The 26,416-nt window shown below is 56.2% G+C and carries 28 protein-coding genes; 15 read left to right on the top strand and 13 right to left on the bottom strand.

The genetic code is table 11. From position 1 onward, the window contains the following. The first annotated feature begins 6 nt into the window (after positions 1 to 6). The gene (gene rsmJ, locus F8561_RS17420) at positions 7 to 768 is read left to right on the top strand and encodes a 16S rRNA (guanine(1516)-N(2))-methyltransferase RsmJ (protein ID WP_025202814.1); all 762 of its coding nucleotides are present in this window, start codon (positions 7 to 9) and stop codon (positions 766 to 768) included. Positions 769 to 854: 86 nt separating this feature from the next. Here rsmJ and uspA read toward each other — a convergent pair whose 3' ends face one another. Further along, positions 855 to 1,292: a universal stress protein UspA gene (uspA, locus tag F8561_RS17425; RefSeq protein ID WP_003861223.1), complete on the bottom strand. Its 438-nt coding sequence runs from the start codon at positions 1,290 to 1,292 to the stop codon at positions 855 to 857. 283 nt (positions 1,293 to 1,575) lie between these two features. On the opposite strand from uspA, the gene uspB reads away from it, so the two are divergent. Continuing rightward, positions 1,576 to 1,911 (top strand): universal stress protein UspB, encoded by a 336-nt coding sequence (gene uspB / locus F8561_RS17430; RefSeq protein WP_003861224.1) that lies wholly within the window; start codon positions 1,576 to 1,578, stop codon positions 1,909 to 1,911. A gap of 54 nt (positions 1,912 to 1,965) precedes the next feature. Here uspB and pitA read toward each other — a convergent pair whose 3' ends face one another. Beyond that, positions 1,966 to 3,465: an inorganic phosphate transporter PitA gene (gene pitA / locus F8561_RS17435; RefSeq protein WP_014172068.1), complete on the bottom strand. Its 1,500-nt coding sequence runs from the start codon at positions 3,463 to 3,465 to the stop codon at positions 1,966 to 1,968. Positions 3,466 to 3,694: 229 nt separating this feature from the next. Here pitA and F8561_RS17440 point away from each other — a divergent pair, with 229 nt between their 5' ends. Next, positions 3,695 to 4,891 (top strand): NAD(P)/FAD-dependent oxidoreductase, encoded by a 1,197-nt coding sequence (locus tag F8561_RS17440; protein WP_151887728.1) that lies wholly within the window; start codon positions 3,695 to 3,697, stop codon positions 4,889 to 4,891. Positions 4,892 to 4,923: 32 nt separating this feature from the next. On the opposite strand, the gene F8561_RS17445 is transcribed toward F8561_RS17440, so the two are convergent. Beyond that, positions 4,924 to 5,862 carry an NAD(P)-dependent oxidoreductase gene (locus F8561_RS17445; protein ID WP_025202817.1) on the bottom strand — a complete coding sequence of 313 codons (939 nt, stop codon included), beginning with the start codon at positions 5,860 to 5,862 and terminating at the stop codon, positions 4,924 to 4,926. Then, positions 5,862 to 6,554 carry an RraA family protein gene (locus F8561_RS17450; protein ID WP_025202818.1) on the bottom strand — a complete coding sequence of 231 codons (693 nt, stop codon included), beginning with the start codon at positions 6,552 to 6,554 and terminating at the stop codon, positions 5,862 to 5,864. The genes F8561_RS17445 and F8561_RS17450 overlap by 1 nt, the downstream gene beginning before the upstream one ends. Before the next feature lie 169 nt (positions 6,555 to 6,723). On the opposite strand from F8561_RS17450, the gene F8561_RS17455 reads away from it, so the two are divergent. Beyond that, a complete protein-coding gene (locus tag F8561_RS17455; protein WP_068795387.1) occupies positions 6,724 to 7,461 on the top strand; it encodes an IclR family transcriptional regulator in 738 nt (245 codons plus the stop codon). 37 nt (positions 7,462 to 7,498) lie between these two features. Here the strand turns inward: F8561_RS17455 and F8561_RS17460 are convergent, their stop codons facing one another. Then, on the bottom strand, positions 7,499 to 8,833 hold the full coding sequence (locus F8561_RS17460; protein ID WP_151887729.1) for an MFS transporter: 1,335 nt from the start codon (positions 8,831 to 8,833) through the stop codon (positions 7,499 to 7,501). A gap of 334 nt (positions 8,834 to 9,167) precedes the next feature. Here F8561_RS17460 and F8561_RS17465 point away from each other — a divergent pair, with 334 nt between their 5' ends. Together F8561_RS17465 and F8561_RS17470 are read left to right on the top strand one after the other, a co-directional pair. Further along, the gene (locus F8561_RS17465; protein WP_020884509.1) at positions 9,168 to 9,566 is read left to right on the top strand and encodes a potassium channel family protein; all 399 of its coding nucleotides are present in this window, start codon (positions 9,168 to 9,170) and stop codon (positions 9,564 to 9,566) included. A gap of 165 nt (positions 9,567 to 9,731) precedes the next feature. Next, positions 9,732 to 10,760, top strand: coding sequence for a TerC/Alx family metal homeostasis membrane protein (locus tag F8561_RS17470; RefSeq protein WP_025202820.1), 1,029 nt, complete (start codon positions 9,732 to 9,734; stop codon positions 10,758 to 10,760). A gap of 45 nt (positions 10,761 to 10,805) precedes the next feature. On the opposite strand, the gene F8561_RS17475 is transcribed toward F8561_RS17470, so the two are convergent. Further along, on the bottom strand, positions 10,806 to 11,468 hold the full coding sequence (locus F8561_RS17475; RefSeq protein WP_014172059.1) for an HAD family hydrolase: 663 nt from the start codon (positions 11,466 to 11,468) through the stop codon (positions 10,806 to 10,808). 240 nt (positions 11,469 to 11,708) lie between these two features. Between F8561_RS17475 and F8561_RS17480 the strand changes: the two genes are divergently transcribed. Next, complete coding sequence (locus tag F8561_RS17480; protein ID WP_014172058.1) at positions 11,709 to 12,236, top strand: NlpC/P60 family protein; 528 nt, start codon at positions 11,709 to 11,711, stop codon at positions 12,234 to 12,236. A gap of 4 nt (positions 12,237 to 12,240) precedes the next feature. On the opposite strand, the gene F8561_RS17485 is transcribed toward F8561_RS17480, so the two are convergent. Together F8561_RS17485 and F8561_RS17490 are read right to left on the bottom strand one after the other, a co-directional pair. Further along, positions 12,241 to 13,035: an SDR family NAD(P)-dependent oxidoreductase gene (locus F8561_RS17485; protein WP_025202822.1), complete on the bottom strand. Its 795-nt coding sequence runs from the start codon at positions 13,033 to 13,035 to the stop codon at positions 12,241 to 12,243. Between the two features lie 33 nt (positions 13,036 to 13,068). Continuing rightward, positions 13,069 to 13,950 (bottom strand): LysR family transcriptional regulator, encoded by an 882-nt coding sequence (locus F8561_RS17490; protein WP_020884513.1) that lies wholly within the window; start codon positions 13,948 to 13,950, stop codon positions 13,069 to 13,071. 99 nt (positions 13,951 to 14,049) lie between these two features. Between F8561_RS17490 and F8561_RS17495 the strand changes: the two genes are divergently transcribed. From F8561_RS17495 to arnF, 8 genes are all read left to right on the top strand, one after another. After that, the gene (locus F8561_RS17495; RefSeq protein WP_020884514.1) at positions 14,050 to 14,556 is read left to right on the top strand and encodes a phenolic acid decarboxylase; all 507 of its coding nucleotides are present in this window, start codon (positions 14,050 to 14,052) and stop codon (positions 14,554 to 14,556) included. A 322-nt stretch (positions 14,557 to 14,878) separates the two neighbouring features. Next, entirely contained in the window at positions 14,879 to 16,018 is a 1,140-nt protein-coding gene (gene arnB / locus F8561_RS17500) for a UDP-4-amino-4-deoxy-L-arabinose aminotransferase (RefSeq protein WP_151887755.1), read from the top strand. Position 16,019: 1 nt separating this feature from the next. Next, positions 16,020 to 17,003: an undecaprenyl-phosphate 4-deoxy-4-formamido-L-arabinose transferase gene (arnC, locus tag F8561_RS17505; protein WP_020884516.1), complete on the top strand. Its 984-nt coding sequence runs from the start codon at positions 16,020 to 16,022 to the stop codon at positions 17,001 to 17,003. Further along, a complete protein-coding gene (gene arnA / locus F8561_RS17510; protein ID WP_047355829.1) occupies positions 17,000 to 18,982 on the top strand; it encodes a bifunctional UDP-4-amino-4-deoxy-L-arabinose formyltransferase/UDP-glucuronic acid oxidase ArnA in 1,983 nt (660 codons plus the stop codon). The genes arnC and arnA overlap by 4 nt, the downstream gene beginning before the upstream one ends. Next, positions 18,979 to 19,881: a 4-deoxy-4-formamido-L-arabinose-phosphoundecaprenol deformylase gene (gene arnD, locus F8561_RS17515; RefSeq protein WP_020884517.1), complete on the top strand. Its 903-nt coding sequence runs from the start codon at positions 18,979 to 18,981 to the stop codon at positions 19,879 to 19,881. Before arnA ends, arnD begins: the two co-directional genes overlap by 4 nt. Beyond that, positions 19,878 to 21,533: a lipid IV(A) 4-amino-4-deoxy-L-arabinosyltransferase gene (gene arnT / locus F8561_RS17520; RefSeq protein ID WP_108647708.1), complete on the top strand. Its 1,656-nt coding sequence runs from the start codon at positions 19,878 to 19,880 to the stop codon at positions 21,531 to 21,533. The genes arnD and arnT overlap by 4 nt, the downstream gene beginning before the upstream one ends. Beyond that, the gene (arnE, locus tag F8561_RS17525; protein ID WP_014172049.1) at positions 21,530 to 21,868 is read left to right on the top strand and encodes a 4-amino-4-deoxy-L-arabinose-phosphoundecaprenol flippase subunit ArnE; all 339 of its coding nucleotides are present in this window, start codon (positions 21,530 to 21,532) and stop codon (positions 21,866 to 21,868) included. Before arnT ends, arnE begins: the two co-directional genes overlap by 4 nt. After that, positions 21,865 to 22,269, top strand: a complete 405-nt coding sequence (gene arnF, locus F8561_RS17530) for a 4-amino-4-deoxy-L-arabinose-phosphoundecaprenol flippase subunit ArnF (protein ID WP_025202826.1) — start codon at positions 21,865 to 21,867, stop codon at positions 22,267 to 22,269. The genes arnE and arnF overlap by 4 nt, the downstream gene beginning before the upstream one ends. Here the strand turns inward: arnF and acpT are convergent. Genes acpT through F8561_RS17555 form a run of 5 tightly spaced genes read right to left on the bottom strand, consistent with a single transcriptional unit; the run spans position 22,226 to position 26,415 of the window. After that, positions 22,226 to 22,819: a 4'-phosphopantetheinyl transferase AcpT gene (acpT, locus tag F8561_RS17535; RefSeq protein WP_014172047.1), complete on the bottom strand. Its 594-nt coding sequence runs from the start codon at positions 22,817 to 22,819 to the stop codon at positions 22,226 to 22,228. The genes arnF and acpT overlap by 44 nt on opposite strands. Positions 22,820 to 22,821: 2 nt before the next feature. After that, entirely contained in the window at positions 22,822 to 24,051 is a 1,230-nt protein-coding gene (locus F8561_RS17540; protein ID WP_014172046.1) for a beta-ketoacyl-ACP synthase, read from the bottom strand. Further along, positions 24,048 to 24,779, bottom strand: a complete 732-nt coding sequence (locus F8561_RS17545; protein ID WP_020884521.1) for a 3-ketoacyl-ACP reductase FabG2 — start codon at positions 24,777 to 24,779, stop codon at positions 24,048 to 24,050. Before F8561_RS17545 ends, F8561_RS17540 begins: the two co-directional genes overlap by 4 nt. Next, positions 24,776 to 25,249 (bottom strand): hypothetical protein, encoded by a 474-nt coding sequence (locus F8561_RS17550; protein WP_020884522.1) that lies wholly within the window; start codon positions 25,247 to 25,249, stop codon positions 24,776 to 24,778. The genes F8561_RS17545 and F8561_RS17550 overlap by 4 nt, the downstream gene beginning before the upstream one ends. Beyond that, entirely contained in the window at positions 25,246 to 26,415 is a 1,170-nt protein-coding gene (locus F8561_RS17555) for a beta-ketoacyl-[acyl-carrier-protein] synthase family protein (RefSeq protein WP_032679156.1), read from the bottom strand. The genes F8561_RS17550 and F8561_RS17555 overlap by 4 nt, the downstream gene beginning before the upstream one ends. Between the last annotated feature and the right edge of the window lies 1 nt (position 26,416).

Genomic DNA, 26,416 nt, shown 5'->3' on the forward strand with positions numbered 1-26,416 from the left:
CGTTACGTGAAGATTTGTTTAGTCGATGAAACAGGCGCCGGAGACGGCGCCTTATCTGTTCTGGCCGCCCGCTGGGGGCTGGAGCATGATGATGAAAACCTGATGGCGCTGGTGATGACGCCGGCGCATCTGGAATTACGTAAGCGTGACGAACCCAGGCTCGGCGGGATATTTGTCGATTTTGTGGGGGGCGCTATGGCGCACCGGCGCAAGTTCGGCGGCGGTCGCGGTGAAGCGGTTGCCAAAGCGGTTGGCGTCAAAGGAAGCTATCTTCCGGATGTGGTGGATGCCACGGCGGGTTTAGGGCGCGATGCGTTTGTCCTGGCCTCGGTAGGGTGTCACGTGCGGATGCTGGAGCGCAATCCGGTCGTGGCCGCGCTGCTCGACGACGGGCTGACGCGCGGCTACGCCGACCCGGAGATTGGGCCGTGGCTGCAGGCGCGCTTGCAGTTGATTCACGCCTCCAGCCTGACGGCGCTGACCGATATCACTCCGCGTCCGCAGGTGGTCTACCTCGACCCGATGTTCCCGCATAAGCAGAAAAGCGCGCTGGTGAAGAAAGAGATGCGGGTGTTCCAGTCGCTGGTCGGACCGGATTTAGACGCGGATGGTTTGCTGGCGCCTGCTCGTCAGCTAGCCACGAAGCGCGTGGTGGTGAAACGCCCGGACTATGCGCCGCCGCTGGCGGACGTGGCCACGGCCAATGCGGTGGTTACCAAAGGGCACCGGTTTGATATTTATTCGGGGACGCCGGAACAGGAAGGTTAGGGTGTGCAGTTTGATGCTGTCACCCCAACCCGCGCTGGAAAGAGGCTCGAACGGTTCCCTCTCCCTTTGGGAGAGGGAAAGCAGACTTACTCGTCTTCTTCGTCACGCAGTGGAACAATCAGCATATCCACATGAACGGTGTTAATCAGCTGACGCGCGGAAGACATCAGCTTGCTCCAGAAGTCCTGGTGGTGACCACAAACGACCAGGTCCATATCGTATTTCTTAATCGCATCAACCAGCACCTGACCCAGATCGCCGCTGCCGCTTAAGGTTTCGGTGATAGGGTAGCCCGCGTTGGTGGACAGTTCGCTCAGGGCGTGGTGTGTCTCTTCAGAGATGCGTTTCTGCATATCACCGAGATTGACGTCAATCAGACCGGTATAGAGGTCGGAGTAATTCACATCAACGTGGATAAGAGAAACTTTCGCGTTGTAAGGGCGTGCCATGGATACCGCTTTATCAACCAGCACTTTACTCTCCGGAGAGAGGTCTACCGCGATGAGAATGTGTTTGTAAGCCATAGTGTTACTCCTTCCTTAAGTTATCGATGACTAAATGGAAAAGCCGTCGTCTGATGCTTTCATTACGGCCCAGTAAAACATATTTTTCAAGCTTTGGTGTTGATAACGATTAACCTTGTGGCAAAAAAATTAACGGATCTCCTACACTATTTAATGAGCCGTTCGGATATTAAAACGCGAACCGGATCGACTTTTGTTCATTCTTTCACTGAACTGTCTGTCAGGGCACTGGAGTGCGGTAGCTCAGAGGCCTTGCTTCGTGGGCGTACGCCGGGGAGGATGTATGATTAGCACCGTCGCATTGTTTTGGGCGTTATGCGTGGTTTGCATAGTGAATATGGCGCGCTACTTCTCATCGTTACGTGCGCTGTTAGTGGTACTTCGTGGTTGCGATCCGTTGCTTTATCAGTATGTGGACGGTGGAGGGTTCTTCACCTCGCACGGACAGCCCAGCAAGCAGATGCGTCTGGTAGGGTATATCTATTACCAGCGCTATCGCGATCACCACGATGAAGAGTTTATTCGCCGTTGCGAGCGTCTTCGCCGTCAGTTCATTTTAACCAGCGCCCTGTGTGGTCTGGTTGTGGTCAGCATGATTGCCTTGATGATTTGGCACTGAGCATAAAAAAAGCGGGTCAGTTTCCTGACCCGCTTTTTTATCGCGTTCTGCCGATTAGATAAGCTTCAGCGAAATCCAGTACAACCCACCCGACAGCAGGATAGAGGCCGGAAGGGTAAATACCCAGGCCATCAGAATGTTGGTCACGGTTTTGCGTTGCAGACCGCCGCCGTCAACAATCATGGTCCCTGCCACGGAAGAGGAGAGTACGTGGGTGGTCGAAACTGGCATACCGGTATAGCTCGCCAGACCGATTGAAACCGCCGCCGTCATCTGCGCGGACATACCCTGCGCATACGTCATGCCTTTCTTACCGATCTTCTCGCCGATGGTGGTCGCCACACGACGCCAGCCAATCATCGTACCGATACCGAGAGCCAGTGCGACAGCCATGATGATCCAGATTGGCGCGTACTCAATAGTATTGAGCATATCGCCTTTCAGTTTCTTCAGCAGACGCTGGTCGTCAGCATTCACTTCTGGCAGCTTCGCCACTTTATCCGTGACATCAGAGATGCACAGCATAATGCGACGCAGTTGACCACGTTGCTCAACGGACAGTTTGTCGTAGCTTTCGATATTACCCAGCATGCCTTTGGCACGTTCCAGCGCGTTAATCGCGTTTGCCGGATGGCAGTGGAATTCGCCCGGCGCAGTGGTAGCGCCTGCTTCAGGAGAAGGGATCAACTGGTCAACGCCGGTTGCCTTCTTCAGCAGCTCAGGGTGTTGCTGGAAATAGATTTCAACGTTGTTCACCGCATCACGGGTACGGGTGATTTCGTAACCGGAGGCGTTCATGTTGACCACGAATCCCGCCGGTGCGACGCCAATCAGTACCAGCATTACCAGACCAATGCCTTTCTGACCGTCGTTCGCGCCGTGAGAGAAGGCAACGCCGATAGCGGAAAGGATCAGGGCAATCCGCGTCCAGAATGGCGGCTTTTTCTTGCCGTCTTTCTTCTCACGCTCTGCCGGTGTCAGGTGAATACGGGAGCGTTTTTTCGTATTGCTCCAGTAGCGACGCAGGATGAAAATCAATCCGCCTGCGACCACCAGACCCACGATAGGGGAGACAATCAGTGAGGCGAAAATTCCCAGCACTTTCGGGATGTTTAACGCATCAACAACCGAGGTACCGGTCATGAGGGCATTCGTTAACCCAATACCGATAATCGCGCCGATGAGGGTGTGAGAACTGGATGCAGGCAGGCCGAAATACCAGGTACCGAGGTTCCAGATAATTGCAGCAAGCAGCATTGAGAACACCATAGCGAGGCCATGGCCAGAACTAACGTTGAGAAGCAGATCCGTTGGCAACATATGCACGATCGCATATGCAACGCTCAGTCCACCCAGAAGAACACCAAAAAAGTTAAATACCGCCGCCATAACAACCGCGAGCTGCGATCGCATTGCGCGAGTGTAGATAACCGTTGCTACTGCGTTTGCAGTGTCGTGGAAGCCGTTGATCGCTTCGTAAAACAGTACAAAAACCAGAGCAAGCAATAATAAAAGCCCGGTATGTAAATCCAGGCCAGCAAACAAATGTAGCATAGGACGTTACGCCATTTTGAGGACATGAACGCGGCGCATTATCCAGGACAAATGCGCGGCGGGCAAAGTGAAATATAGCTTTTTTTTGATATAACTTCGGCTTTGTTGGCGTTAGGTAAAGAAATATATTTTATATTTCAAGTATATGACTGATATCTCGGTTAATTGCGCTGGTGTGACCACAGAGGAAACTTTACAATCCGCGGCAGTTAACGAAGAGGATTTTGACGTGGAAAGGTTTGATGCCGTGGTAATTGGCGCCGGTGCGGCGGGTATGTTTTGTGCGGCGATGGCCGGACAGGCGGGTCGTCGCGTGCTGTTGCTGGATAACGGTAAAAAGCCAGGACGTAAAATTCTGATGTCCGGTGGCGGGCGCTGCAACTTTACAAATCTCTATGTCGAACCCGCAGCTTATCTGAGCCAGAACCGTCATTTTTGCAAATCGGCCCTGGCGCGTTACACCCAGTGGGACTTTATCGACCTGGTGGGTAAGCACGGTATCGCATGGCATGAGAAAACGCTGGGCCAGCTGTTCTGTGATGACTCCGCCCAGCAGATTGTCGATATGCTGGTGGCCGAGTGCGAGAAGGGCGGCGTGGTGATGCGCCTGCGCACGGAAGTGCTGGAGGTGTCCCGCGATGAGCAGGGCTACACGCTGCAGTTAAACGGGGAAAGCGTCAGCGCCGATAACCTGGTGATTGCCAGCGGTGGCCTCTCCATGCCGGGGCTGGGTGCTTCACCATTCGGCTACAAGATTGCCGAACAGTTTGGCCTGAACGTGCTGCCCACCCGTGCGGGGCTGGTACCGTTCACCCTGCATAAGCCCCTGCTGGAACAGCTCCAGACGCTTTCTGGCGTCTCGGTTCCATCGGTCATTACGGCTGAAGACGGTACGGTGTTCCGTGAAAACCTTCTGTTTACCCACCGTGGTCTTTCCGGCCCGGCGGTACTGCAAATTTCCAGCTACTGGCAGCCGGGGGAGTTTGTCATGGTTAACCTGCTACCCGATTGCGACCTGGAGGCTTTCCTCAACGAGCAACGCGCGGCGCACCCGAATCAAAGCCTGAAAAACACGCTGGCCATGCAGTTGCCAAAACGTCTGGTGGAATGTTTGCAGGTGCTGGGGCAGATCCCCGATGTGTCGCTCAAGCAGCTTAACAGCCGCGAACAGGCGGTGCTGGTTGAGACGCTGACAGCCTGGCGGGTGCAGCCCAACGGTACCGAAGGCTACCGCACGGCGGAAGTGACGCTTGGCGGGGTCGACACCCATGAACTCTCCTCACGCACCATGGAAGCGCGCAACGTGCCGGGGCTCTATTTTATTGGTGAGGTGATGGATGTGACCGGCTGGCTCGGCGGATACAATTTCCAGTGGGCATGGGCAAGTGCCTGGGCGTGCGCTCAGGCGCTGGCAGAAGACAAGTGACATAAGAGCACTGCCACTCGTCACAGATGGCTTTACGGGCTGACGGTGGTTACGTCTGTTACAGCAAGAATATTGCTCGCGGCCACTGTCCCCATCTTGATATATGACGCTGCGGTAACGCCGCCAATATGCGGTGAAATAACCACGTTTTCTACGGACTGCCAGAGGTGCGGCGCCGTCAGCGGCTCGTGGGTAAAGCTGTCCAGCGCTGCGCTGTGCAGCGTGCCATCCCTGAGCGCCGCCAGTAACGATTCATCGTCGATCAGTCCGCCGCGTGCCGTATTTACCAGAATTGCGTTCCGCTTGCAGTGTGCGAGCGTCTGGCTATTGATCATCCCCCGATTCTCATCGGTCAGCGGACAGTGCAAAGAGATGACATCGGAACGGGAAAGAAGTCCTTTCAGCGTTTCTGCGCGTTCGCACAGGGCAGGCATGGACTTAGCATAGGGATCGTAAGCCAGCACCTTCATGCCGAATGCGTGGCCAATATGTGCCACACGCGAGCCGATAGCACCCAATCCGATGAGCCCTAACGTTAAGCCCTCCAGTTCAATGGATTTATGCGTCGCCTTATCCCAGTGCCCGTCTCGCAGGCGCTTGTCCAGAGGCACCACCGACTTTGCGCAGGCGAGGATCTGCGCCCAGGTATGTTCAGCCACTGCCGCCGCGTTTGCACCTGGCGCAGCGCGGACGGCGATGTTGCGCTCGGCCGCTGCCGTCTGGTCTATCACATCGATCCCGCTTCCGTGCTTGGAAATAACCTGCAGAGCGGGGGCGGCATCCATGACTTTCGCGGTAATCTTGCCGTAACGTACCAGAATCGCCACAGGATTGTGTCGTTCACACAGCGCGATCAGTTCATCTTCTGTGGGCTGGCGGCCCGCAAACACCACCTCAAAGCCCTGCAACATCACCATGGCCTGCTCCGCCAGGTCGCTTCCGGTAACCAGAACTACGTCTTTGCCCCCCATCACAGCGTCTCCCCGTCATCTAACATACCAGCCTTACGAAGCGCGTCATCAAGCCAATGTGGACGTAAATCGCCTTCACGGATGGCGGCAAGGCGTCGGGTCTCCATCTCCAGCTTTCCTTTTGCCAGCGCGATAACTTCCTGAACCTCATCGCGCGGGATGACTACCACGCCGTCGATATCCGCGACAACCAGATCCCCGGCCTGAACCGTCGCCCCGGCGACTGAAATGGGATGATTAACCCGACCAGAAATTAGCTTTGTCGGGCCGCAGGGGTTCAGACCGGCAGAAAAGACAGGGTAGTGACCTTTGCTTAAGGTATCGGCGTCTCGTACAGCGCCGTCAATAATAATGCCCGCAATGCCGCTCGCCTGAGCCTGAGTGGCCATGATTTCCCCAAGCAGCGCGCAGCTCAGGTCGCCTTTGCCATCGACGATCAGGACATCGCCGGGCTGCGCCACCGCCATCGCGGCATGAATCGCCAGATTATCACCCGGACGGACTTCAACGGTGATGGCCGGACCCGCAACGGACATGTGTGGAGCCAGCGGTTTGATGCGGCCATGAAGCGTACCGCGGCGACCGGCCACGTCGGCCAGAATAGCGGCCTGATACTCGGCAGCCCGACGAACGTCCTCGGCAGAAACGCGATCAAACTGGCGATTAATCGGTTTTTTTTCAGTAACGGACATGAATGCCTCCATATTGTTTTACTAAGTACAATGCAGGTGTACAGTGCAAAACAACTATAGCGGTGTTGCTTTCCTTTTAGCCAGACCCGAGATGGCGTTTGTGATGTAAACACGAAGTGACTCACAAAATTTGAGGTACACTCACTGCCGGGCTAACAAGGAGATAATGATGGGGAATGAAGGCGTTGTAGCGGTTGAAAAAGCGCTGGCTTTACTGGATTGCTTCCGTCCTGGAGATGAGAGCCTGACGCTGACCGCGCTGGCACAGCTATCGGGTTATCACAAAACCACGGTTTACCGCTTGATGAATTCTCTTGAACGGATGAATTACGTCGTCAGGCATGAAGACGGCAATTATGCGCTGGGCCCACGTCTGCTTTACCTCGGCAAGCTGTATGAACACTCTTTCCATCTTTCCCGAGTGGTTCAGCCAGAGCTCCAGGCCTTATCCCTGGCGTCTCAGGAGAGTGCCAGCTGGTATGTGCTGGAGGGAGGGCAGCGGCTTTGCCTGTTTCGCGCTGAAGCGTCGCATGGCCTGCGACACAGCAATCTTCCCGGTAGCCAGTTTCCGCTCGATAATTCGGCCATCAGTAAGGTATTACGCCATTGGGGGCTCAATGAGAGCCTGCCGGAGGGAGACGCTGAACTCCCTTTCTACACGTCAGGCGCACGCGATCCCCACACCGCTGCGTTTGCGATGCCTGTCTTCGGCGTTCACGACAAGCTGGTTGCGGCGTTAGCCCTGACCGGCCCCATCTCACGGCTGACGGAAGATCGTCGTGAGAAGGAGATAGGTCAGTTGATGAAGGCGGCAGCAAGCCGTCTGTCGCAGAAAATGGGAGCCAGTAAGCTCTTCTGTCAGCAGTTTTTTGGGGAAACGAGCGATACGGCTGAAGAACATCTTTAAATGCAGAAGCGGGACAGTTGTCCCGCTTCTGTCAACGCTAATGCGTGACCTGTTTTTCGTGTAGCTGAGCGTTGCGGGCCTGTCGGCCCATAATGAGCACCGCTATCCCCCCGGCCACGCACAGCGCGGCCAGCGGAAGCATCGCCAGCGTGTAGCTGCCCGTCCGCTCATTGATAATGCCGTACGCGTTTACCATCACCGCCCCGCCTATCAGGTTTGCGATGGCACCAATCGCGGCCAGTCCCGCCGCCGCTGAGGTACTGTTCATCCAACCGGACGCCAGCGCCCAGAAAGGCCCTTTCATTGAATAGGCGCCTATCAGCATAATGCTGAGGATAACGATCGTGGCAGACAGCGAAACGCTCACAAAGGCGGCGAACACGCCGGCGGCAATTATGAATAGCGTGAGTGCGGTATGCCAGCGGCGTTCGTTGGTACGATCGGAATTCCGTCCCCATACAATCATGAGAACAGATGCCAGACCGTAAGGAATGGCGTTAAGCAGACCTGTCTCAAGATTATCGAGATGGAAGGATTTCAGCAGTTGAGGAGACCAGACGCTGATGGTGGTACCCGCGGACGATGCACCCGCGTAAATCAGCGCCATCAGCCAGATTTGGCGATGCTTTAGCAACTGCCAGGTGGTCTGGTGTCCGATATTCTTTTGCTGGTTGCGCTCGGTTTCCAGCGTGGTTTCCAGCCATTGTTTCTGTTCACTGCTAAGCCAGCTCGCCTGATGAGGGCGATCCCGGAGAATAAACCAGGCTGCAATACCCAGCAGCACCGCCGGCAAGCCTTCAATAATGAACAGCAGATGCCAGCCGCGAAGACCCAGCCAGCCATCCAGTGACAGTATCAACCCGGAAAGCGGGGAGCCAATGAAGTTAGCGAGCGGGATGGCGACCATAAAGGACGCAATAATGCGTGCGCGATAGCGGGACGGGATCCACCAGGTCAGATACAGCACGACGCCCGGGAAGAAGCCTGCTTCTGCAGCACCGAGAAGAAAACGGACGATATAGAGCGACGTGGTGTTCTGCACCAGGGACATACACATGGAGACGATGCCCCAACTGATCATAATGCGCGGGATCCACAGACGGGCGCCGACTTTCTGCATGGCCAGGTTGCTGGGTACTTCAAACAGAAAATAGGCCACGAAATAAAGACTGCTGGCGAAGCCAAATGCAGCTTTGCTGAGGCCAAGATCCTCATTCATCTGCAGCGAAGCCATGCCGATATTCCCGCGATCGATAATGGAGACCAGGTAACTGACAATCAGAAACGGGAGAATACGCCAGATCACCTTCCGCATCGTCTCTCTTTCTATGTCCTCGGTGGCGGTAGCACCGTTACGTAAATGTTCTGTCATTGTGTCCTCGCAGGGTATGTTCTTTGTTTTATTAGGTACAACTGAGTTTTATTAAACAAAACCACTATAGCGACGGCGCGTTCTTTTTATCCAGTTAATGGAAGGTTTAAATGATGTAAATAAGAGGTGACTCACAGATAGTGCGCTCCAGATATATCGCTCACAGCAGTCGAACCAGCCGCAAAGAGGAGACTCTATAAGGGTGATAATCACGCAGCGCAATTATTGCACCAACTTTTTTCCTCCGATCCACTAAGCTTCGACCAGGCCAGACAGCTCCAGGTGCCCCGCTGCGTTCGCGGGGTCATTTTTCTTCCCGGTCAGAGCACCTTTCATGCAGCTACTCAGCATCATTATTTTGCTTACCCTTACGGTGGTCATCCATTCGCTGTGGATGTTTTGCGTTTTAAAATTCATTAACTTAGAGGTCGACTCTGCGGTGCGCGTGGTTTTGCGTAACGTCGGGATCGTTATCTCCATGATCTTCGCCCATCTTCTTGAAGCCGGTCTGTTCGCCGGGTTTTATTTTGTTATTGATGCATTTAACGACTGGAACACCAGCTTCTACTTTTCGCTGGTCAGTTACGCCACGGTGGGATACGGCGATGTCACGTTGCCTCAGCACTGGCGGCTGATTGGGGGTGTGGAAGGCCTGGTCGGCGCCTTGATGGTGGGCTGGTCAGTGGCGGTTCTGGTGGCCGTACTGCAGCGTTTGCGCGGCATGAGCGCCTAAACGGCAGATGCGCGACCCCATGGAGTGCGGTAAAGTACCTCTCTTTGCCGGGCCTGGAAGGCCGCGGCTTTAAGGGTTAAAGGCTGGTAAACAGCCTGCCCCTTTCCGTTCCTGGTTTACGCCAGTTTGCATGGTGTTGTGTTTTGTCTGCCAAAAGGGTTGTGTATGTCTGCTGCTCATCTCGGTTTCCCGACTGAAACCGTTGTTGTCTTTGTAGTGATGGCCGTCGGGGCGATGTTTATCGACCTCTTTATGCACCGTCACGATAAACCGATCTCGCTGAAAAGCGCTGCCATGTGGTCCCTCTTCTGGGTCATGATGGCCATGGCTTTCGCCGGGTTCCTGTATGTTCACCACGGCGCAGAGATGGCGAGCCTGTTCCTCACCGGTTACGCGCTGGAAGAGGTGCTCTCCGTCGATAACCTGTTTGTGATGATGGCGATTTTTGCCTGGTTCGGCGTGCCGGATAAATATCGTCACCGCGTCCTCTACTGGGGCGTGCTGGGGGCGATTGTTTTCCGCGGTATCTTTGTGGCCATCGGGACCAGCTTGTTAAGTCTGGGGCCTTACGTCGAGGTTATCTTCGCGCTGGTCGTCGGCTGGACGGCGGTGATGATGCTCAGACGCAATGAAGAGAGTGACGAGGTTGAAGATTACTCCGGCCATCTGGCTTACCGTCTGGTGAAACGCTTCTATCCTGTCTGGCCTAAAATCAGCAGCAATGCCTTTATTCTGACCCAGAAAGAGGTGGACGCGGAGCTGGAGAAACCTGAAAACCAGGACGTGACGGTTGGACGCGTGAAGAAGGCGAAGCGCTACGCAACGCCGCTGTTGCTTTGCGTGGCGGTCGTGGAACTCTCTGATGTGATGTTCGCGTTTGACTCCGTGCCGGCCATTATTGCCGTCAGCCGTGAGCCGCTTATTATTTACAGCGCAATGATGTTCGCCATCCTCGGCTTGCGTACGCTCTACTTCGTGCTGGAAGCGCTGAAGCAGTATCTGGTGCATCTGGAGAAAGCGGTCGTGCTGCTGCTGTTCTTCGTGGCGTTCAAGCTCGGATTAAATGCCACCGATCACTTCTGGCACCACGGTTACAGCATTGGTGCCACGGCAAGCCTGTTTGTGGTGCTTGGCGTGCTGGCGCTGGGGATTATCACCAGCGTGATGTTCCCGGGGAAGAAAGAAGCCCATTAAAAGCAAAACGGCAACCTTTGGTTGCCGTTTTCGGGTAGACAGTGTCTAACACTTAATCGGTGAATGTCGACGCTTGCGCGGTGGATGGAAGTGCCGCCAGTGTGCATCCTGCGCCGCCGCCAGCAGTTCATGGTCGCCGCGGGTATCGCCCCACGCGCGCAGGTGGTAGCTATTCAGATCGCCATACACTTTTTCCAGCCTCGCCACCTTCTGGGCACAGCGGCAGTTGTTGCCGGTGATACGCCCGGTCAGCTTGCCGTCTTTCACTTCCAGCTGTGTGCCAATCAGCTTAATCCCCAGCTTGTCAGCCCATGGCTGGAGCACCAGCGCCGGAGAGGCGGAGCAGATGGTCACTTCCGCACCGGAATTCACCTCTGCGGCGACGGCCAGTACGCCGGCAGGGCGCATCAGCTTGTCCCAGTATTTTTCGCAAAACGCTTCCGCCTGCTGGCGTAGCCAGTGTTCATCCACGCCCGTCAGGAACGTTTTAATCAGCACTTCCTTCAGCTCATCGCGCGTCAGCTTACGACGCACGCAGTGGAGTGTGGGTAAGGCCATACGCACCAGGCGGCCCGCGAAGTAACGTTTACCAAAGGCAAAACGCAGGAAAGGGATAAAGCTGTCGTGGTGCGTCAGTGTTCCATCAAAGTCGAAGACGGAGAGCACGTTGGATTTGGCCACGGCCTCGTCGGCAATCATATTGGTCATAAATACGTCTTAGCTAAAATACACATTCTGTTGATTAGTTTACCTGCTTTACCCTGTCTGTCCTTCTGTCTTGAGCATTTTTTTCGCGATCTTGCGATCGGAAAGTGAGTCCATTTTTGGTCTCAATAATAATTGGTTGAAAAGCGAGCTGTCTATATTATCGCCACATTGCGCGCTATTTCGGGGGAACGTTGGCCCCCACCGGTAAGGAAAATATTCACTCACTGAATCTATTTTGATATGACGTTTAGATCGCTTATTTCAATCCTCTCGTTAAGTCTGGCTTCGTTTTCGGCATTGAGTTTTCAACTGCCGGCGTCAATGCTGTCAATGAACCGCGAGCTCGCCCTTTCTCCGGCAAAATCCGCGCTGCTGCACCAGGAAACAGGACCACTGCGTACCCGGATCCTTGATCAATACCAGAAGTGGAAAGGCACCCACTATCAGTGGGGCGGGACCACACATCGGGGCGTGGACTGCTCCGCGCTGATGCAGCATCTGTTCAGCGATGCGGCGAACCTTAATCTGCCGCGCACGACGGGCGAACAGATCCATCGCGGCGTGAAGGTGGCGCAATACCGTCTGAAGGCGGGGGATTTGGTCTTCTTTCAGACCGGTCCAGACCGAAGGCACGTGGGCGTGTACATCGGCAATAGCCAGTTTATTCATGCCTCACGCAGCCAGGGCGTAACCGTCTCAACCCTGACTGATGACTACTGGCAGGCGCACTATATTACTGCCCGACGGGTCACAGACCGTTCTGTCTGAGGGATCAGATGATGTCATCCACCACGCCGCCATCGACGCGCAGTGCCGCGCCCGAGGTGGCGGAGGCCTGGGGCGAGCAGACATACACCACCATATTGGCGACTTCTTCCACCGTCGCGGCACGCTGGATAACCGAGCTCGGGCGGTGAGTCATCACAAACTCTTTCGCCAGTTCCTCCAGCGATTTGCCGGTTCTCTCGATCTCGTCTTTCATCATGCCGGCAAAACCGTCTGAAAGGGTGGGACCGGGCAATACGCTGTTCACCGTGACACCGCTTCCCGCCACGAACTTCGCCAGCCCGCGAGCGAGCGACAGCTGCGCCGTTTTGGTCACGCCATAGTGGATCATGTCCGCCGGGATATTGCAGGCCGACTCGGACGAAATAAACACCACGCGTCCCCAGCCTTTCTGCACCATACCGGGCAGCAGCGCACGGGAGATACGCACGCCGGACATTACGTTTGTCTGCCAGTAACGCTCCCAGGTGTCATCGTCGGTGCCATAAAAATCCTGCTGGCCGTAAATGCCGGCGTTGTTGACCAGGATGTCGACGTGGGTCGCCACGTTCAGCAGCGATTCCACCCCTTCAGCCGTGCTGAGGTCGGCAATCGCGGCGCGTACTTGCACCCCAGGCACAACCTGTTGTAGCTGCTGGATACCTTTATTCACAGACTCCGTGCTACGGCCATTGATGATCACTTCCGCACCGCTTTCAGCCAGCCCTCGGGCTATGGCGAACCCGATCCCGCCGGTAGAGGCGGTCACCAGCGCGACTTTCCCCGTAAAATCGATCTTCATCATCTGCTCCTTATCGTGTTTAACGTTCGGACCTTAAAGCGTAGCAGGTGAGGATGGCGGCTCCTGGCTAAAAAGGCGAAGCAGGGTCTCAACCTGTTCATCCAGCGGGCCGAGGGAGCGTTTCACAATCAGATGCAGCGGCGTAGCCCGGCGTGCGCCATGGCTAAGCGGCAGGCGTTTAAGCACCCCCAGATCAAGCTGGGTCTGAATACGCTCCTCTGGCAGCCAGCCATAGCCGACCTGAGACATCACCGCCTCTATGGCTGCATCAATGGTGGAAAAGGTCCACGACTCGCCGGCCGCACGCGCGGCGGTCTGGCTGTCGGCTATCTGAATGAGCGGCCACGGGCGCAGCATATCGTCGTTAAGCGGCGCGTCGAGGCTAAAGAGGGGATGTTGATGATGCGCCACGGCAACAAAGTCGATATTCATCAGCCATTCGCCAAGACCGGTTATGTCCTGGCGGCGGGTTAACACCATCACGTCGGCTTCATCATTAATGACATCGGTGCGGCTATTTTCCAGCACTTCGGTGAGACGGACCTGCGTTTGCGGATACAGCTGCTGGAACTGACGCAAAATAGCGAACAGGCGTCGGCGCGGGAAAATGCTATCCACCACCAGATCTAACCGCGTGCGCATTCCATTACGCAGGCTTGCCGCACGGGTCTCCACATAGGCGAAGGCTTTCAGCAACGGTTTAACCTGGTTGAGCAGGAGTTCGCCGGCCGGGGTTAAGACAGCCCGCCGCCCCTCAGGCACCAGCAGCGCCACGCCCAGCCGCTCCTGCAGCAGCGACAAGTTATAGCTGACCGAGGACTGGCTGCGGTTGGTCTCTTCCGCTGCTTTGGCAAAGCTGCCTGCCTCGACCACTCTTTCCAGTAATGACCATTGTTCAAGCGTCGTCTTATGCATGATTAATCTAAAATTTGGATGAATTTGATTCAAACATAGCGTTATTCATTCATTTTTTGAAGGGGTACGATCGTCTCATCAAAGCAAAGGAGACACATTATGAACACCTTCGACAAACATGACTTAAGCGGCTTCGTCGGCAAACACCTTGTATATACCTACGATAATGGCTGGAACTACGAGATTTATGTCAAAAATGAAACCACCCTTGATTACCGTATTCACAGCGGGATTGTGGCGAACCGTTGGGTGAAAGATCAGCAGGCTTATATTGTTCGCGTAGGGGAGAGCATCTATAAAATTTCCTGGACAGAACCAACCGGTACCGACGTGAGCCTGATAGCAAACCTGGGTGACAAACTGTTCCACGGCACCATCTTCTTCCCACGTTGGGTGATCAACAATCCAGAAAAAACCGTCTGCTTCCAGAACGATCATATTCCATTGATGAATGCGTATCGTGATGCAGGCCCGGCATACCCCACTGAAGTCATTGATGAATTTGCGACGATCACCTTTGTTCGCGACTGTGGGGCGAATAATGAAAGCGTTATTGCCTGCGCGGCGAGCGAGTTACCAAAAAACTTTCCTGATAATTTAAAATAAGCGCGACAATTAACTAAAAAGAAAAGTTCCCGGCTATTTCTTCTTTTAAAAGAAATAGCCGGGATTTTTTTTGTTTGTTGATGTTATGTTTAAAAAATTGCAGGCAAAGGTCGAGTTTGATCACACAATAAATAATTCATAATAATTTAACTCTTTGTATTTTAAGTGGTTAATGGGTTGATAAAGTGAATGGAATGTCTTTCTTAATTTTTCCCTAAGAAATGTTAGCTACCTTGATATAAGTTTATGGTTCGTTGAAATAAACGAGCCGGCATTTGGTTAATATCAAAAGCGTGCCATTCTTATTTCAAGGAAATTAATGATGAGTGATTTTTTGCCTTTTTCCCGGCCGTCCATGGGTAGCGAGGAATTAGCGGCGTTGCAGGAGGTATTAACCTCCGGCTGGATCACCACAGGACCGAAAAATCAGGCGCTTGAAGAGGCATTCTGTCAGCTAACCGGGAATCAACATGCGATTGCCGTCAGCTCAGCGACCGCGGGAATGCATGTCACGCTGATGGCGCTGGGTATTGGTCCAGGCGATGAAGTGATTACCCCCTCCCTGACCTGGGTATCCACACTGAATATGATTGTGCTGCTGGGCGCAACCCCGGTGATGATTGATGTTGACCGGGATACGTTGATGGTCACGCCGGATGCGGTCGACGCCGCCATTACGCCACGTACAAAAGCGATTGTTCCGGTTCATTATGCCGGCGCGCCGTGTGACATCGACAGCATTCGCGCCATCGGGGAACGTCACGGTATCCCGGTCATTGAAGATGCGGCGCATGCAGCCGGCACGTACTACCACTCGCGTCACGTGGGCTGGCAGGGCACCGCGATTTTCTCATTCCACGCAATTAAAAACATGACCTGCGCCGAAGGCGGGTTAGTGGTCACGGACGATGCGCAACTGGCGCAGCGGATCCGTAGCCTGAAATTCCACGGCCTGGGTGTGGATGCCTACGATCGCCAGACGCACGGTCGTGCGCCGCAGGCAGAAGTTATTACGCCCGGCTTCAAATACAACCTGGCGGATATCAACGCCGCGCTGGCGCTGGTGCAGTTGGGCAAACTGAAAGAGGCCAACGCACGACGTCATGACATTGCTGAACGCTATCTGCGCGAGCTTGCCGATACGCCGTTCCAGCCGCTGCGTATTCCTTCATGGCCGCACGTCCACGCCTGGCACCTGTTCATCATTCGCGTGGATGAAGCCCGTTGCGGGATTTCTCGCGACAACCTGATGGCAGCCCTGAAGGAAAACGGCATTGGCACCGGCCTGCATTTCCGCGCGGCGCACACGCAAAAATACTACCGCGAGCGTTTTCCTGATGTATCGCTCCCGAATTCTGAATGGAATAGCGCGCGTATTTGTTCTCTCCCCCTTTTCCCGGACATGACTCATGACGACACAACCCGCGTCATTACCGCGCTCCATCAGCTTGCAGGAAATTGATATGTTCAGCGCACCGCCTGTACAAAAAGTTTCTGTGGTTATCCCCGTTTACAACGAACAGGAGAGCCTGCCCGAACTGATCAGCCGCACGACGGCCGCCTGCGACACGCTCGGCAAAGCCTATGAAATACTGCTGGTGGATGATGGCAGTAGCGATAATTCCGCGCTGATGCTGACCGAAGCCGCGCAGGCCGAGGGCAGCCATATTGTTGCCGTGCTGCTTAACCGAAACTACGGCCAGCACTCCGCCATTATGGCCGGGTTCAGCCACGTGACGGGCGATCTGATTATTACGCTTGATGCCGATCTGCAAAACCCGCCGGAAGAGATCCCGCGTCTGGTTGCAAAGGCCGATGAAGGGTACGACGTGGTCGGCACGGTGCGGCAAAACCGTCAGGACAGCCTGTTCCGTAAGCTGGCTTCCCGCACAATCAACCGTCTGATCCAGCGGACCACCGGCAAAGCGATGGGCGATTATGGCTGCATGCTGCGCGCCTACCGCCGCCATATTGTCGACGCCATGCTGCACTGCCATGAACGCAGCACGTTTATTCCCATTCTCGCGAACACCTTTGCCCGTAAGGCGACGGAAATCCCGGTACTGCACGCCGAGCGCGAGCACGGGGAGTCGAAGTACAGCTTTATGCGTCTCATCAACCTGATGTACGACCTTATCACCTGCCTGACCACCACGCCGCTGCGCCTGTTGAGCGTTTTCGGCAGCATCATTGCCGTGTTCGGCTTCGCGCTCTCCGTGCTGCTGGTGTTACTCCGCCTGATCTACGGTCCCCAATGGGCGGCGGAAGGGGTCTTCATGCTCTTTGCCGTGCTGTTTATGTTCATCGGCGCCCAGTTTGTCGGGATGGGCCTGCTCGGGGAATACATTGGCCGTATTTATAACGATGTTCGCGCACGTCCGCGCTACTTTATTCAACGTGTTGTCCGCCAGGAACACAAAGCATCTCAAGAGGAAATTCACCCATGAAAGCTGTTGTCTTTGCCTATCACGATATGGGGTGTGCGGGCACGCTGGCCCTGCTGGAAGCGGGCTATGAAATCGCTGCAATCTTCACGCATCCGGACACGGCCGGAGAGAATAACTTCTTTGGCTCGGTGGCGCGTATCGCCGCAGAGCGCGGTATTCCGGTTTACGCCCCGGACGATGTCAACCATCCGCTGTGGGTGGATCGCATCCGGGCGCTCGCGCCTGATGCCATCTTCTCGTTCTATTATCGCAACCTGATTTGCGATGAGATTTTAAGTCTGGCCGCAAAAGGGGCATTTAATCTTCACGGCTCTTTGCTGCCCGCCTACCGTGGCCGCGCACCGCTGAACTGGGTGCTGGTGAACGGTGAAACGGAAACCGGCGTCACTCTGCACCGTATGGTGCACCGCGCAGATGCCGGTGCCATCATCGCGCAGCAGCGCGTGGCTATCGACGCGGATGAAACTGCGCTGCAGCTTCATCAGAAGCTCTGCACCGTAGCGCAAAGCCTGCTACGTGATGTGTTGCCGGCGATCCTTAACGGCACCTTCAGCGAGACCGCGCAGGATGAGAGCCAGTCGAGCTGTTTTGGCCGTCGCCGGCCAGAAGATGGTCGCCTGGACTGGAACAAGCCGGCTCGTCAGTTGCACAACCTGGTGCGTGCCGTTACCGACCCCTGGCCGGGGGCGTACAGCTTTGCCGGCGTGAGTAAATTTATCGTCTGGAAATCCCGCGTACGCGACGACATTCCTGCCGCCAAACCGGGCACCGTTGTCTCGGCTTCCCCGCTGATTGTCAGCTGCGGCGAGCAGGCGCTGGAGATCGTTACCGGGCAAACCGATAACGGCGTTTATGTTCAGGGCGCGCAGCTGGCTCAGTCTCTGGGGCTGGTCACTGGCGCACTCATCACCAGCGCACCGGTTGTGGCCATCAAACGCCGCACCCGCGTGCTGATCCTCGGCGTCAACGGTTTTATCGGCAACCACCTGACCGAGCGTCTGCTGAAAGACGATAACTACGAAATTTATGGTCTGGATATCGGTGCTGATGCCATCAGTCGTTTCCTCGACAACCCGCGTTTCCACTTTGTGGAAGGGGATATCAGCATTCACTCCGAGTGGATTGAATATCACATTAAAAAATGTGACGTGGTGCTGCCGCTGGTGGCGATTGCCACGCCGATTGAGTACACCCGTAACCCGCTGCGCGTGTTCGAGCTGGACTTCGAAGAGAACCTGAAGATCATCCGCGACTGTGTGAAATACGACAAGCGCATTATCTTCCCGTCAACTTCTGAAGTGTACGGCATGTGTACTGACAAAAACTTCGACGAAGACACTTCTAACCTGGTCGTCGGGCCGATCAACAAACAGCGCTGGATTTATTCCGTCTCCAAGCAGCTGCTCGACCGCGTGATCTGGGCCTACGGCGAGAAAGCGGGTCTGCGCTTTACGCTGTTCCGTCCGTTTAACTGGATGGGGCCACGTCTGGATAACCTTAACGCGGCGCGTATCGGCAGCTCACGTGCCATCACCCAACTGATCCTGAACCTGGTGGAAGGCTCGCCCATCAAGCTTATCGAAGGCGGTAAACAAAAACGCTGCTTTACGGATATCAGCGACGGTATCGAGGCGCTGTTCCGCATCATCGAAAACAAAGAGGGTCGCTGCAACGGAGAGATCATCAACATCGGTAACCCGGATAACGAAGCGAGCATTCGCGAACTGGCTGAGATGCTGCTGGCAAGCTTTGAACGTCATCCGCTGCGCGATCGCTTCCCGCCGTTTGCCGGTTTCCGTGAAGTGGAAAGCAGCAGCTACTACGGTAAAGGTTATCAGGACGTTGAGCACCGGAAACCCAGCATTCGTAATGCGAAACGCTGCCTGAACTGGACACCGACGGTGAAGATGGATCAGACCATTGATGAAACGCTCGATTTCTTCCTGCGCACCGTGGAGCTGTCGGAACAGGTCTCATGAGAAAAGTCGGTTTACGCATTGATGTCGACACCTTCAGGGGGACGCGTGACGGCGTACCCAAACTGCTGGAACTGCTGAGCAAGCACAACGTGCGCTCATCCATTTTCTTCAGCGTGGGGCCTGACAATATGGGACGTCATTTATGGCGTCTGGTTAAACCGGCATTTCTGTTCAAAATGCTGCGCTCACGCGCAGCCTCTCTCTACGGCTGGGATATTTTGCTGGCCGGAACCGCATGGCCCGGCAGGCGCATTGGCGCGGGTAATGAAGCCGTTATCCGCGACGCGGCGCAGCACCATGAGGTTGGACTGCATGCCTGGGATCACCATGCCTGGCAGGCCTGGGCTGGCGTCTGGGATATTCCACGCCTGTCGCGTGAAGTTGAGCGCGGCATGCTGGAGCTGGAGGCCATCACCGGTCAGACGATTCGCTGCTCCGCCGTGGCGGGATGGCGTGCCGACCAACGCGTAGTGAAAGCCAAAGAACCCTTCGCGTTTCGCTACAACAGCGATTGCCGCGGCACCGGGCCTTTTTTGCCGCTCATCGGGGAGAATCGCCTGGGGACGGTACAAATCCCGGTCACGCTTCCCACCTGGGATGAAGTGGTTGGGCGCGAGGTTAGTGCCGGAGGGTTCAATCGCTATATTCTGGACTGCATTCATCGCGACACTGGTACGCCCGTCTATACCATCCACGCGGAAGTGGAAGGGATTGCGTATCAGCATGATTTCGATGCACTGTTGACGATGGCCGCTCAGGAGGGCATTCAGTTTTGTCCATTGAGCGAATTGCTGCCAGAGGATCTTAGCGTCCTGCCCGTGGGCAAAATTGTGCGTAATGAACTGGCTGGCCGGGAAGGCTGGCTTGGCTATCAACAAACCGTGAGTCCGGTATCATGAAAGCAGCCCGTTATGGCTTAGCGCTTCTCGCACTGTTTATCGTTTACTACCTCATTCCGATCGATATCCGCCTGCTGTGGCAGCCTGATGAAACGCGCTATGCGGAAATCAGCCGCGAAATGCTGGCGTCTGGAGACTGGATTGTCCCGCATTTTCTGGGGCTGCGTTACTTTGAAAAGCCGATTGCGGGCTACTGGATCAACAGTATCGGGCAACTGCTGTTTGGGCATACTAACTTTGCCGTGCGCGCCGGCGCCATATTCTCAACCGGGTTGACGGCTCTGCTGGTGATCTGGATGGCGTGGCGCCTGTGGCGGGATAAGCGCGTTGCCATTTTCTCCGGCCTTATCTTCCTGACCCTGTTCCTGGTGTATGGCATTGGTACGTACGCCGTGCTGGATCCCATCATTACCCTGTGGCTGGTGGCCGCTATGTGCAGCTTCTGGCTGGCCTCGCAGGCTGAAACCGTGGCCGGAAAAGCGGGTGGCTACGTGCTGCTCGGGCTTGCCTGCGGCATGGGGGTGATGACCAAAGGATTCCTGGCGCTGGCGGTGCCGGTAATAGGCGTGCTGCCGTGGGTGATTGCGCAGAAGCGCTGGAAAGAGGTGCTGATCTTTGGCTGGATGGCCATCGTGAGCTGTGTGCTGATCGTCCTGCCCTGGGCGCTGGCCATTGCGCACCGAGAGCCTGATTTCTGGCGCTACTTCTTCTGGGTTGAGCATATTCAGCGCTTTGCCCAGAGCGATGCTCAGCACAAAGCGCCGTTCTGGTACTACCTGCCGTTCCTGCTGGCCGGCAGTCTGCCGTGGCTGGCGCTGTTGCCCGGCGCGTTTCGGCTGGGCTGGCGCGAAAGAGACAACACGGGCGGTGGCTTTTATCTGCTTGGGTGGGTCGTGATGCCGCTGCTGTTCTTCAGCATTGCCAAAGGCAAACTGCCAACCTACATCCTGCCGTGTTTTGCTCCGCTGGCTATCCTGATGGCGCGCTATGCCTGCATCGCGGCGGACAAAGGGGCCAGAGCGTTACGCATTAACGGCGGGATTAACCTGGCGTTTGGTGTGATTGGCGTAGTAGCGGCGCTGGTGGTCTCGCCGTGGGGGGTTGCTAAGCATCCGGTCTGGACATCCGTTGAGCTGTATAAAGTCTTCTGCGCGGTGCTGGCGTTTCTCGTCTGGGCGGCTGTCGGCTGGTTTACCGTGCGGCAAAGCGCGCAGCGCTGGTGGCTGGCGGCGTTGTGTCCTGCTGGCGTGGCGCTGCTGATTGGGTTTGCCATTCCTAACCTGGTGGTAGATTCCAAACAGCCGCAGTCGCTGGTGGATACCATCCGTGACCCGCTTCAGAGCAGCCGGTTTGTGCTGGCGAACAATGTTGGCGTGGCCTCCGGGCTGGCGTGGGAGCTTAAGCGTAATGACATCATTCTGTTTGGTCAGAGCGGCGAGCTGAGCTACGGGCTAGCGTACCCGGATGTGAAAGACCGGTTTGTTGAGAAAGATAATTTTGCGCAGTGGCTGGCAACGCATCGCCAGCAGGGGGGCGTGTCACTGGTGATCCTGCTGTCAAAACACGACGATATTAAGCGGGCTCATCTGCCAGAACCGGACAGCCTGTATATTCAGGGCCGTCTGGCCTGGCTGCAGTATTTACCGCAATGACGACCTGGCTCTGGTTGATACTGGCAAGCCTGCTGACCTGCGCAGGGCAGCTGTGTCAGAAGCAGGCCACCCGTCCGGCGAAAGCCGGGCGGCGTGGCGCGCATATTATGCTGTGGCTGGGCCTGGCATTGCTGGCGCTGGGCAGCGGCATGCTGGTCTGGCTGGTGGTCCTGCAGCGCCTGCCTGTCGGCGTTGCCTACCCTATGCTGAGCCTCAATTTTGTCTGGGTGACCCTGGCGGCGAAAGCATTCTGGCATGAAAAAGTCGCGTTGCATCACTGGCTGGGCGTCGGGTTCATCATCATCGGCATTGTTATCCTCGGAGGAAGCCTGTGAGAGGAACGTTCTGGGCGTTATGCAGCGTAATGCTGGTCAGCGCGGCGCAGCTGCTGCTGCGCTATGCCATGCAGGCTCTGCCGCCAGTCAGCGAGCTTTATGCGTTTGTCTCCGCGCTCTGGCACTTATCATCCGGTACTGGCGCGCTGCTGCTGGGACTCATGGGGTATGTGGCCTCGATGGGCTGCTGGTATCTGGCGTTGCATCGCATGGCGCTCAGCAAAGCGTATGCCTTGCTGAGCCTCAGTTACATTCTGGTGTGGGCCGCGGCCATTTTGTTGCCCGGCTGGAACGAACACTTTTCCTGGCACGGGCTGGCGGGAGTCGGGATGATTATTCTCGGCGTGCTGGTGATTTTTATGCCACGGACATCCCGTGGTGAGCAATCGTCCCGGCGGTAAGGGTATAAGGCGTTGAGGTGCAGACGGCAAGACTGAGCGAGCCGAACTGGAGCTGGCTTACCGAATGCGTCTGCGACGTGCTGTCGATGCTGACAATCTGCCAGGCGCTACCGCCTCGCTGCTTCACGATGGCCTCTTTACGCGTCCAGATCCCCCAGAAAGCAGAAAGCTTTGTCTCCGGGTCTTCGCGCTCCAGCTCCGCATGTTCCGCCACGCTGAAGACGGCGTTAGCCAGCGCCTGCCAGTTTTCACGTGGGCGGATAACTTCGATATCACACCCCACTTCGCCTTCGTCGCTCAGCAGCAGCGCGATATTATCGCCGCTGTGACTCAGGTTAAACCAGAAGGGCTGCGCATCCACGAAGGTCGGCTTCCCTTGCTCACCATAGACGATCTCGGGTAACGGAGAAGGAGAAAGCGTTTTGGCGAGCAAGGTTCTCCCCGCCAGCCAGGATGCATTTCGTGCACCCGCAGGTGCCATATGTGCAAGCGTCGACGCCAGCGGGTCTGCGCTCAGGGTGGAGATCTTTCCCAGTATAAACTGGTACATAGTTACGCCCAGCGTTTGATGATTATCGACGTGTTGATGCCGCCAAATGCGAAGTTATTGCTTTGCAGATACTCGCAGTCAATCTGACGGGCTTCACCCATAATATAATCTAAAGCACCACATTGCTCATCCGGTTGTCTTAAATTGAGCGTCGGGGCAAACCAGCCCTCACGCATCATCTGCAGGCTCATCCAGGCTTCCAGCGCCCCACAGGCGCCTAACGTGTGGCCAAAATAGCTCTTCAGCGACGAAATTGGCACGTTGTCGCCAAAGATGGCGGCGGTGGCCTGGCTTTCGGCGATATCACCGCGATCGGTGGCGGTACCGTGCGCGGAGATGTACCCCATATCTCGCGCGCTTAACCCTGCTAACGCCAGCGACTGCTCCATACAAATTTGCATGGTTTCTCGCTGTGGCTGGGTGATATGGGCTGCATCACAGTTGGTGGCGAAGCCAACGATCTCGCCATAGATAGTTGCACCGCGTGCTCTGGCATGCTCAAGCTCTTCCAGAATCAGGGTGCCTGCGCCTTCCCCAATGACCAGACCATCACGCTGCGTATCAAATGGCGAAGGGGTGGTTTTCGGCGCATCGTTGCGCTGGCTGGTCGCGAATAAGGTGTCAAATACCGCCGCCTCTGACGGACAAAGCTCCTCTGCTCCGCCTGCGACCATCACGGTCTGATAACCGTGACGAATGGCTTCCCAGGCGTAGCCAATGGCCTGACTGCCCGACGTACAGGCACTCGACGTCGGAATAACGCGACCCCGAAGGCCAAAGAACAGGCCGGTATTCACCGCGGTCGTGTGCGGCATCATCTGCACATAGGTCGTACCGGTGATGTTGTGGGTGTGTTTTTCGGTGAGCATGGTGGCGAATTCGCTGACCGGCCCGGTACTGCCTGTGGAGGAGCCATAGGCGATACCGGTTTGGCCATTCGTGAGCACCGCCTCGCCAATCAGCCCCGCCTGCTCCAGCGCCAGCTCGGTGGCGCGGGTCGACATCAACGACACGCGGCCCATGGCGCGAATACGCTTACGGGTATAGTGTTCCGGCAGGGTGAAATCATCAATCGGCGCGCCCAGCAGTGTGTGCAGGCCATCGTAAACCTGCCACTCCGGCATTTTGCGTACCGCGTTGTCATACGCCAGCAGCCTGCGGGAAACGGATTGCCAGTCCTCACCGAAGGCGGTAACGCCGCCCATACCGGTAATCACCACGCGACGCGTCATAGCATTCCTCCGTTGATGGAAATGACCTGGCGGGTAACGTAGCCTGCAATATCTGACATCAAATAGCTGGCAAGTCCTGCAACCTCTTCGGCCTGGCCCATCCGTTTCATGGGAATGATGGACATTGCCTCTTTCAGCGCAGCCTCTTCCATTTCAATCATGCCGGTATCAATCAGCCCCGGCGCAATGCAGTTCACGGTGATGTTGCGTTTTGCCAGCTCAATCGCCAGTGCTTTGGTCGCGCCAATAATGCCCGCTTTTGCCGCGCTGTAGTTCACCTGACCGCGGTTGCCCATCATGCCGGACACGGAGGATAAGGTGATAATGCGCCCCCCTTTTCGGGTGGCGATCATCGGCATAATGCAGGGTTGAATAACGTTATAAAAACTGTCGAGGTTGGTATGAATGACGCTGTCCCAGTCGTCTTCGCTGAGGGCCGGAAACGCACCGTCGCGGGTGATACCGGCATTACTGACCACGCCATACCATGCGCCGTGGGCCTCGATATTCTGCTCCAGCACGTCACGGCACTGTTCGCGGTTACCTGCATCGAAAGAGAGCAGGCGACCCTGACCGCCCGCCTGTGTGATGGTATCCAGCGTCGCCTGCGCGCCTGCGGCGTCACGGTGGTAATGTACGCCTACGGTAAACCCGTCAGCGGCAAGCTGGCAGGCGATGGCACGACCAATGCCTTTGCTGGCCCCGGTGACCAGTACGGAACGACTCATGCGTGGGATCCCTGATTAAAAAGCGATGTTAATTCTTCTGCGCTCGGCTGGAAGGTATTGACCCGGCCCGTGGCCAGCGTCTCCTCACCTGAGGAGATCGTACATTCAAAACTGCCGAAGCGTTCATCCTGCATCAGCAGTCTGACGGTGATGTCCAGCGTCGCGTCTTTTGCGAAATGTCCACTGGCGCAGACCAACTCGCGCGCACCCAGCACCATGCCCAGCGCAATATGATCTTGCCCTTTCTGCTGGCGATGCCAGCCTGACCAGACGCCAACGGTCTGCGCCATCAGTTCGAGCGCGTACCAGCCTGGCAAATCGCCCTCGGCATTCAAAAAGGGCGCCAGTACGCTTTGGCCGTTGACCGCGACACGGCATACGGCGGAATCGTCTGTGACGCGTTCAACGGATCCCAGCAGCATCATTGGCGCATCGTGCGGCAGATAGTCGACGGGTGATAAGTAGCTCATGACACTCTCCCCAGCAGGATGCTGGCGTTGTTGCCACCAAACGCGAACGAGTTAGATAAAATGACCGGTTTTTTCAGCGCGGTGCTCTGGTGCAGCACGCCGCACGGCGACAGCGTTTCGTCCGGCGCGTAGCGGGCGAAATCCTGTGGGGGTAACGGCAGGTCACGCGTCAGAATAAGCCAGCTCAACGCCGCTTCGGTGATACCGGCAGCGCCCAGCGTATGGCCGGTAAGGTGTTTAGTAGAACTGCAGGGCACGTTTTCTCCAAAGAGGTCGTGTACCACGTGTGATTCAATCTGGTCGTTGAGCGGTGTGGCGGTGCCGTGCAGGTTGATATAGCCAATATCCTCAGGCTGCAGACCCGCGTCATTGAGCGCCTGGGTAATGGCGCGAATGGCGCCTTCACCCTGCGGATGCGGCGCCGAAATATGGTAAGCATCGCTGGACTCGCCTGTTCCCAGCAGCGCGACCCCGGCGGGTTCACGGCTCAACACCATCAGCGCAGCGGCTTCACCAATGGTGATACCCCGACGGTCGCGGCCAAACGGCTCGCAGAGCGTTGGAGAAAGCGATTCCAGACTGTGAAAGCCATTGACGGGCATCCGGCTCAGGGTATCTGCGCCGCCAACAATGGCAATATCCACCAGCCCGGCGTCAATCAGACGCCGGCCGCTGATAATTGCCCGCGCGCTGGAGGAGCAGGCGGTCGAGAGGGTATATGCCGGGCCCTCGAGCTGTAACCAGTTAGCCAGAAAGCGGGACGGATCGCCCAGCTCCTGTTGCGGATACTGCCACCGGGTGCTGGCTTCGCCGTTGAGCGTTGATCGTACGTGCTCATCCCCTTCATCGAGGCCGGAGGTGCTGGTACCCAAAACCACGGCCACGCGGTCGCGGCCGACCCGGGCAATCGCGTCGTCAACGGTGGACTGAATCTGTGCCAGCGCGGCCAGCAGCAGTTGGTTATTGCGGGTGCGGTGCGCGGATAGGGTATCCGGAATGGACGGCAATTCACCTTCCACGCCGCCCAGCACGGCGTCGGGCGCATCCTGCAACCAGCCGGACCGACAATGCATGCCGGGGGCTACGCCCGCCGTCAGGTTAGCGGCAATCTCATCCAGCGAGTTACCCAGCGCGTTGACCATGCCAACAGCAGAAATGTAAATCATC

The sequence above is a fragment of the Enterobacter sp. 198 genome (genome assembly GCF_009025585.1).
Classification (GTDB): Bacteria; Pseudomonadota; Gammaproteobacteria; order Enterobacterales; family Enterobacteriaceae; genus Enterobacter; species Enterobacter ludwigii.

Coding starts and splice junctions, on each gene's coding strand:
- F8561_RS17550 (WP_020884522.1), bottom strand. CDS start 25,249: ATGAGCTACTTATCACCCGTCGACTATCTGCCGCACGATGCGCCAATG.
- F8561_RS17470 (WP_025202820.1), top strand. CDS start 9,732: ATGTCTGCTGCTCATCTCGGTTTCCCGACTGAAACCGTTGTTGTCTTT.
- F8561_RS17475 (WP_014172059.1), bottom strand. CDS start 11,468: ATGACCAATATGATTGCCGACGAGGCCGTGGCCAAATCCAACGTGCTC.
- F8561_RS17455 (WP_068795387.1), top strand. CDS start 6,724: ATGGGGAATGAAGGCGTTGTAGCGGTTGAAAAAGCGCTGGCTTTACTG.
- F8561_RS17485 (WP_025202822.1), bottom strand. CDS start 13,035: ATGAAGATCGATTTTACGGGGAAAGTCGCGCTGGTGACCGCCTCTACC.
- arnD (WP_020884517.1), top strand. CDS start 18,979: ATGAGAAAAGTCGGTTTACGCATTGATGTCGACACCTTCAGGGGGACG.
- arnC (WP_020884516.1), top strand. CDS start 16,020: ATGTTCAGCGCACCGCCTGTACAAAAAGTTTCTGTGGTTATCCCCGTT.
- F8561_RS17495 (WP_020884514.1), top strand. CDS start 14,050: ATGAACACCTTCGACAAACATGACTTAAGCGGCTTCGTCGGCAAACAC.
- F8561_RS17540 (WP_014172046.1), bottom strand. CDS start 24,051: ATGACGCGTCGCGTGGTGATTACCGGTATGGGCGGCGTTACCGCCTTC.
- F8561_RS17490 (WP_020884513.1), bottom strand. CDS start 13,950: ATGCATAAGACGACGCTTGAACAATGGTCATTACTGGAAAGAGTGGTC.
- F8561_RS17545 (WP_020884521.1), bottom strand. CDS start 24,779: ATGAGTCGTTCCGTACTGGTCACCGGGGCCAGCAAAGGCATTGGTCGT.
- arnB (WP_151887755.1), top strand. CDS start 14,879: ATGAGTGATTTTTTGCCTTTTTCCCGGCCGTCCATGGGTAGCGAGGAA.
- F8561_RS17480 (WP_014172058.1), top strand. CDS start 11,709: ATGACGTTTAGATCGCTTATTTCAATCCTCTCGTTAAGTCTGGCTTCG.
- uspA (WP_003861223.1), bottom strand. CDS start 1,292: ATGGCTTACAAACACATTCTCATCGCGGTAGACCTCTCTCCGGAGAGT.
- F8561_RS17465 (WP_020884509.1), top strand. CDS start 9,168: ATGCAGCTACTCAGCATCATTATTTTGCTTACCCTTACGGTGGTCATC.
- uspB (WP_003861224.1), top strand. CDS start 1,576: ATGATTAGCACCGTCGCATTGTTTTGGGCGTTATGCGTGGTTTGCATA.
- arnT (WP_108647708.1), top strand. CDS start 19,878: ATGAAAGCAGCCCGTTATGGCTTAGCGCTTCTCGCACTGTTTATCGTT.
- F8561_RS17555 (WP_032679156.1), bottom strand. CDS start 26,415: ATGATTTACATTTCTGCTGTTGGCATGGTCAACGCGCTGGGTAACTCG.
- arnE (WP_014172049.1), top strand. CDS start 21,530: ATGACGACCTGGCTCTGGTTGATACTGGCAAGCCTGCTGACCTGCGCA.
- pitA (WP_014172068.1), bottom strand. CDS start 3,465: ATGCTACATTTGTTTGCTGGCCTGGATTTACATACCGGGCTTTTATTA.
- arnA (WP_047355829.1), top strand. CDS start 17,000: ATGAAAGCTGTTGTCTTTGCCTATCACGATATGGGGTGTGCGGGCACG.
- F8561_RS17445 (WP_025202817.1), bottom strand. CDS start 5,862: ATGGGGGGCAAAGACGTAGTTCTGGTTACCGGAAGCGACCTGGCGGAG.
- acpT (WP_014172047.1), bottom strand. CDS start 22,819: ATGTACCAGTTTATACTGGGAAAGATCTCCACCCTGAGCGCAGACCCG.
- F8561_RS17450 (WP_025202818.1), bottom strand. CDS start 6,554: ATGTCCGTTACTGAAAAAAAACCGATTAATCGCCAGTTTGATCGCGTT.
- F8561_RS17460 (WP_151887729.1), bottom strand. CDS start 8,833: ATGACAGAACATTTACGTAACGGTGCTACCGCCACCGAGGACATAGAA.